Source organism: Roseateles sp. P5_B10, assembly GCF_056400485.1.
Genome location: NZ_JBFULE010000306.1, coordinates 1 through 5,912, shown reverse-complemented (window position 1 = coordinate 5,912; position 5,912 = coordinate 1). Strand labels below are relative to the sequence as shown.

The window sequence follows — 5,912 nt, the reverse complement described above, 5'->3', positions numbered from 1 at the left end:
ATACACGGCCAGGAAAGTCTCCTGGCAGAGGTCGGCCACGTCTTCGGGCGAGCGCACGCTGCGCGACAGCAGGCGCTCGACGCGACGCTGGTACTTCAACACGAGCATGTCGAATGCCACGCGGCTGCCGCCCTGGGCTTCACGCACCAGCAGGGCGTCGGCATCGGCGTCACTCATTGCGGCGCCCGCGGTGCGGAGAACAGCGTCGCGCGCAGTGCCGTCCATTGCGTGGGCTGCTGGGTACGCGACAAAGGCAGCCAGCGTGGGCCGGGGCTGGCGCGCAGCAACAGCCAGGCATCCAGATCGATCAGCACGGCCAGTTGCACTCGGGGCCCGTCATCGCGACCGGGCTCGTCCAGCCACCAGGCTTCGCCGTCCCAGCGCAGCCGTCGCGGCAGCACGGCGGCCATGCGCCAAGCCCACCAGGCGACCAGAGGCACGGCCAGCAGAATGGGCCAGGCCAGAGCCCGGTAACTGAGTGCCCAGGCAGCCAGGCCACCCGAGGCCAAGGCCGCGATGCACGACACGAAGGCCTGCACCGCCGGTTGGGGCTGCAGATGCACGACGACCGGCGGCGTGCGGCGCATCGCCGGCGAGCGCGATCAGACGCGCTTGAAGATCAGCGTGCCGTTGGTGCCGCCGAAACCGAAGTTGTTCTTCGCTGCGACGTCGATCCTCATGGGCCGCGCCTCGTTGGCGCAGTAGTCCAGGTCGCACTCGGGGTCCTGGTTGAAGATGTTGATCGTCGGCGGCGCGACCTGGTCGCGGATGGCCAGCGCGGTGAACACCGACTCGATGCCGCCCGCGCCGCCCAGCAGGTGGCCGGTCATGGACTTGGTCGAGCTGATGACCATTTGCTTGGCGTGGTCGCCAAAAGCCAGCTTGATCGCGTTGGTCTCGTTCACGTCGCCGAGCGGCGTGGAGGTGCCGTGAGCGTTCATGTACTGGACCTGGTCGGGGTTCATGCCCGCATTGCGCAGCGCCGCGCGCATGGAGCGCTTGGGGCCATCAACGTTGGGAGCGGTCATGTGGTACGCGTCCGCGCCCATGCCGAAACCGGACAGCTCGCAGTAGATCTTGGCGCCCCGCTTCTTGGCGTGTTCGTACTCCTCGAGCACAAGCACGCCGGCGCCCTCGCCCAGCACGAAGCCRTCGCGGTCCTTGTCCCACGGGCGGGAAGCGGTCGCGGGGTCGTCGTTGCGGGTGGAAAGCGCGCGGGCAGCAGCAAAACCGCCGATGCCCAGCGGTGACACCGCGCCTTCGGCACCGCCCGCGACCATCACGTCGGCATCGCCGTACTCGATGAGGCGGCCAGCTTCACCGATCGCATGCAGGCCCGTGGTGCAGGCCGTCACGATCGCCAAATTCGGTCCCTGGAAACCGAACTGGATGGAGACATGGCCCGAGATCATGTTGATGATCGAAGCCGGGATGAAGAACGGCGAGATACGGCGAGGGCCGCGGTTCATCAGCTCGGTCTTGGTGTCCTCGATCAGCGGCAGGCCGCCAATGCCGGACCCGACGAGCACGCCGATGCGCTCGGCCTGCTCTTCGGTCAATTGATCGCCGGTCGGAAGACCGGCGTCGCGCACCGCCTGCATGGACGCCGCCAGCCCGTAATGGATAAAGATATCCATGTGCCGAGCTTCTTTCGCGGGGATGTAGTCCTCGATCTTGAAGCCCTTGACCTCACCCGCGAAGTGGCACGCCAGATTGCTGGCGTCAAAACGGGTGACGGTGGCGATGCCGGAACGACCGGCGAGGATATTGGCCCAGCCTTCGGCAACGGTATTGCCGACGGGACTGATCAGGCCAAGACCGGTGACGACGACGCGGCGACGGCTCATGCAGTGCGGATCAGAGTTGCGAGAGAAAGAAAGCCTTCAGGCCTTCTGGTGCTTGACGGCGTAGTCGATCGCCAGCTGCACGGTGGTGATCTTCTCGGCTTCTTCGTCCGGGATCTCGATGCCGAACTCGTCTTCGAGGGCCATCACCAGTTCCACGGTGTCCAGAGAATCGGCGCCCAGGTCGGCAACGAAAGCCTTCTCGTTCGTAACGTCGGCTTCCGCCACGCCAAGTTGCTCGGCGATGATTTTCTTGACTCGTGCTTCGATATCGCTCATGAATCCTCCAGGAGGGATTTGCTGAAAACAGCCCAGCATTCTACGGGCTCTAGATGGGCTCCCCTAGATCAGGGCGCCCGGGCCAAATCAGGCCATGTACATGCCGCCGTTGACGTGCAGCTCGGAACCAGTGATGTAAGCACCGCCCGGTGACGCCAGGAAGACGACCGCAGCGGCAATTTCCTCGGGGGCGCCCAGGCGGCCCAGCGGGATCTGCGACAGCAGTGCGGCTTTCTGGGCTTCGGGCAAGACCTCGGTCATGTCGGTGGCGATGAAGCCGGGTGCGATGCAGTTGACCGTGATGTTGCGGCTGCCCAGTTCACGGGCCAGCGAGCGCGTCAGGCCGGCCASACCAGCCTTTGCGGCAGCGTAGTTGGCCTGGCCGGCATTGCCGGAGGCGCCGACGACGGAAGTGATGTTGATGATGCGGCCCGACCGCTGCTTCATCATCGGCTTGGTGGCGGCGCGGGCGAGGCGGAAGACCGCCTTCAGGTTGGTGTCGACGACGGCGTCCCAATCGTCGTCCTTCATGCGCATGGACRGGCCGTCGCGCGTGATGCCGGCGTTGTTGACCAGCACATGCAGGCCGCCTTCCTTGGCGACGATGTCGTCCACGGCGGCCTGGCTGGCGGCCGCGTCGGTCACGTTCAGCACAATGCCACGACYGCCTTGGGGGCCAAGGGCCTCGGTGATGCCAGCGGCGCCCGATTCAGAGGTGGCTGTGCCGATGACGCGCCAGCCTTCGTTGGCCAGGGCCAGCGCGATCGCGCGGCCGATGCCGCGGCTGGCGCCGGTGACGAGGGCGACGCCCTTGGGTGCGGATTCAGTCATTTCAGCCGCCTCCCAGCAGCGCACGGGCTTCGGCCAGCGAAGCGGGGTCGAAGACGCAGGCGGCCTGCAGCTCGGCGTCGATGCGCTTGGCCATGCCGGTCAGCACCTTGCCGGGGCCGGCCTCGATGATGTGGCCGACACCGCGGGCCTTCAGCGCCTGCACAACCTCGACCCAGCGCACCGGGCCAAAGGCCTGGCGGTAGAGGGCGTCGCGCAGTGTCGCGTCGTTGTCGGTGATGGCGACGTCGATGTTGTTGATGACCGGGAAGGCGGCGGCATGGAACTGCACGGTCGCCAGCTTTTCCTTCAGCCGCTCGGCGGCCGGCTTCATCAGGCTGGAGTGAAACGGCGCGGACACCGATAGCGGCAGCGCACGCTTGGCACCGGCGGCCTTCAGGATCTCGGCGGCCTTGTCGGCGCCCACTTTGCTGCCGGCGATGACCGTCTGCTTGGGATCATTGAAGTTGACCGCCTCGACCGCCTCGCCAGTCTCGGCTGCGGCCTGGGCGCAGCCCGCGCGGACAGCCTCGCCGTCCAGCCCCAGGATGGCGTACATCGCGCCGGCGCCGACAGGCACCGCCTCCTGCATCGCCTGGGCACGAAAGCGCACCAGCGGCAGCGCATCGGCCAGGCTCAGCGCGCCGGCAGCCACCAGCGCCGTGTACTCACCCAGCGAATGACCAGCCGCAGCGACGGGCACCGCACCCGTCTCGGCGACGAAAGCGCGCCAGCAGGCGATGCCGGCCGTCAGCATGACGGGTTGGGTGTTGGTGGTCAGGTCCAGCTGCTCTTTGGGACCGGCATGGATGAGCGCACCGATGTCCTCGCCGAGGGCGGACGAGGCCTCTTCCAGTGTGCGGCGGACTTCCAGGTGGTCGCCCCAGGCGTCGAGCATGCCGACGGCCTGCGAGCCCTGGCCGGGAAAGACAACGGCGAAAGGTGCGGTCATGAGAACAATTCCAAATCAGTAGCAGTCAGAGGTGCCGATGCGGCAGCATCTGGACGGCTAGTACTTCAGCAGGGCGGCGCCCCAGGTGAAACCGCCGCCGACCCCTTCCAGCATGAGGGTGTCGCCACGCTGGATGCGACCATTGCGCACCGCGACGTCCAGCGCCAGCGGCACGGAAGCGGCCGACGTATTGCCGTGCTCGTCGACGGTGGCGATGAGCTTGTTCAGGTCCAGCTTCAGCTTCTTGGCCGTGCCCTGCATGATGCGGATATTGGCCTGGTGCGGGATCAGCCAGTCGAGGTCGGCCTCGGTCAGGCCGGCCTTCTCGAGCACCGAGCGGGCCACCTTCTCCAGCACGCCGACAGCGAGCTTGAAAACGGCCTGGCCGTCCATCTTGAGGAAGGGGCTGCCCAACACCTGGCCACCGGCGACTGTCCCGGGCGTGCATAGCACGTCGACATGGCGCGAATCGGCGTGCAACTCTGTCGCAAGGATGCCGGGCTCGGAGCTCGCACCCAGCACGACGGCGCCCGCGCCGTCGCCGAACAGCACGCAGGTCGTGCGGTCCTTGAAATCGAGGATGCGCGAAAACACTTCGGCGCCGACGATCAGAGCCTTGTTGGCAGCGCCGCTCTTGATCATCGAGTCGGCCACGCTCAGCGCATAGACGAAACCCGAGCAGACAGCCTGCACATCGAAGGCCGCGCAGCCATGCACGCCCAGCTTTTTCTGCAGCAGGCAGGCCGTGGACGGGAAGACCATGTCAGGCGTGGACGTCGCGACGATGATGAGGTCGATCTCTTCGGCAGCGATGCCGGCGGCTTCAAGCGCCGCCTGCGCGGCCGGCAAGGCGAGGTCGCTGGCAGTCTGGTCAGGCGCCGCGAAATGGCGCGCGCGGATGCCCGTGCGCTCGACGATCCAATCGTCCGAGGTCTCGACGCCGTCGGCCGCGAGGCGATCGGCCAGCGCCTGGTTGGTCACGCGGTCGGCGGGCAGGAAACTGYCGGTGCCGAGAATGCGGGAATAGCGGGAGGTAGAGGTGGCGATGGGGCTCATGCAGCCTGCGCGACGGAGTTCGCCGCGTTGTCTCCAGCATCATTCGCCTTGGCCTGAAGCGTGGCGACGATGCGGTCGTGGACCCGGTCAAGCAGCCGGTTGCGGGCGGCATCATAAGCGCGGGCCAAGGCCTGCTCGAAGGCAAAGGCGTCAGCCGAGCCATGGCTCTTGAACACCAGGCCGCGCAGGCCCAGCAGGGCCGCGCCGTTGAAACGGCGGTGGTCGACACGGTGCTTGAAGGCATTCAGCACCGGCATGGCGATCAAGCCGGCCAACTTGGTCAGCCAATTGCGATTGAACTCTTCCTTGATGAAGCCGCCCATCATGGTCGCCAGGCCTTCCGACGTCTTCAGCATGACATTGCCGACAAAGCCGTCGCAGACGACGATGTCTGTCGTGCCTTTGTAGATGTCGTTGCCCTCGACATTGCCGAAAAAATTCAACTGGCCGGCCGTACCAGCGGCACGCAGCAGTTCGCCGGCATGTTTGATGGTCTCGCTGCCCTTGATGGCTTCCTCGCCGATGTTGAGCAGGCCGACGCTGGGTTCCTCGTTGCCCTCCACGGCCGACACCAGCGCGCTGCCCATGACGGCGAACTGCAGCAGGTGTTCGGCCGTGCAGTCGACGTTGGCGCCCAGGTCCAGCACGGTCGTGAAGCGACCGCGCTGGTTGGGCATGACGGTGGCGATGGCCGGGCGATCGATGCCGTCCAGCGTCTTCAGCAGGTAGCGGGCCACGGCCATCAGCGCGCCGGTGTTRCCGGCGGACACGCAGGCATGGGCCACAGCCGGGTTGCCATCGCGGTCGGCCTTGAGCTGCTGGATGGCGACGCGCATGGACGAGTCGCGCTTGCGGCGCAGCGCGACCTCGATGGGGTCGTCCATCGTGACGACTTCGCTGGCGGCGACGACACGGCAACGCGGCCAGGCCGCAGCGGCCGTCAGTTCCTCGGG

Annotated in this window: 8 protein-coding genes; all 8 read right to left on the bottom strand. The window is 66.7% G+C overall.

Features of this window, described 5'->3' with window-relative positions:
• A partial coding sequence (locus AC1DU6_RS17695) for a sigma factor (protein ID WP_477858626.1) occupies window positions 1–108 on the bottom strand: 108 nt, incomplete at its 3' end.
• 65 nt (window positions 109–173) lie between these two features.
• The gene (locus AC1DU6_RS17690) at window positions 174–587 is read right to left on the bottom strand and encodes a hypothetical protein (RefSeq protein WP_056204259.1); all 414 of its coding nucleotides are present in this window, start codon (window positions 585–587) and stop codon (window positions 174–176) included.
• A 15-nt stretch (window positions 588–602) separates the two neighbouring features.
• On the bottom strand, window positions 603–1,847 hold the full coding sequence (fabF, locus tag AC1DU6_RS17685) for a beta-ketoacyl-ACP synthase II (RefSeq protein WP_056204262.1): 1,245 nt from the start codon (window positions 1,845–1,847) through the stop codon (window positions 603–605).
• 36 nt (window positions 1,848–1,883) lie between these two features.
• Entirely contained in the window at window positions 1,884–2,123 is a 240-nt protein-coding gene (gene acpP / locus AC1DU6_RS17680) for an acyl carrier protein (RefSeq protein ID WP_056204266.1), read from the bottom strand.
• An 87-nt stretch (window positions 2,124–2,210) separates the two neighbouring features.
• Window positions 2,211–2,954 (bottom strand): 3-oxoacyl-ACP reductase FabG, encoded by a 744-nt coding sequence (fabG, locus tag AC1DU6_RS17675; protein ID WP_477858623.1) that lies wholly within the window; start codon window positions 2,952–2,954, stop codon window positions 2,211–2,213.
• Between the two features lies 1 nt (window position 2,955).
• Window positions 2,956–3,903: an ACP S-malonyltransferase gene (gene fabD, locus AC1DU6_RS17670; protein ID WP_056204272.1), complete on the bottom strand. Its 948-nt coding sequence runs from the start codon at window positions 3,901–3,903 to the stop codon at window positions 2,956–2,958.
• Between the two features lie 57 nt (window positions 3,904–3,960).
• Window positions 3,961–4,959, bottom strand: coding sequence for a beta-ketoacyl-ACP synthase III (locus AC1DU6_RS17665; RefSeq protein ID WP_477858621.1), 999 nt, complete (start codon window positions 4,957–4,959; stop codon window positions 3,961–3,963).
• Window positions 4,956–5,912: phosphate acyltransferase PlsX (gene plsX / locus AC1DU6_RS17660; RefSeq protein ID WP_477858619.1), on the bottom strand; the 957-nt coding region annotated here is incomplete at its 5' end. The genes plsX and AC1DU6_RS17665, both read right to left, overlap by 4 nt.

What these genes read in the sequence shown, in the direction of transcription:
- fabD (WP_056204272.1), bottom strand. Translation starts at nt 3,903, where the DNA reads ATGACCGCACCTTTCGCCGTTGTCTTTCCCGGCCAGGGCTCGCAGGCC.
- AC1DU6_RS17690 (WP_056204259.1), bottom strand. Translation starts at nt 587, where the DNA reads ATGCGCCGCACGCCGCCGGTCGTCGTGCATCTGCAGCCCCAACCGGCG.
- acpP (WP_056204266.1), bottom strand. Translation starts at nt 2,123, where the DNA reads ATGAGCGATATCGAAGCACGAGTCAAGAAAATCATCGCCGAGCAACTT.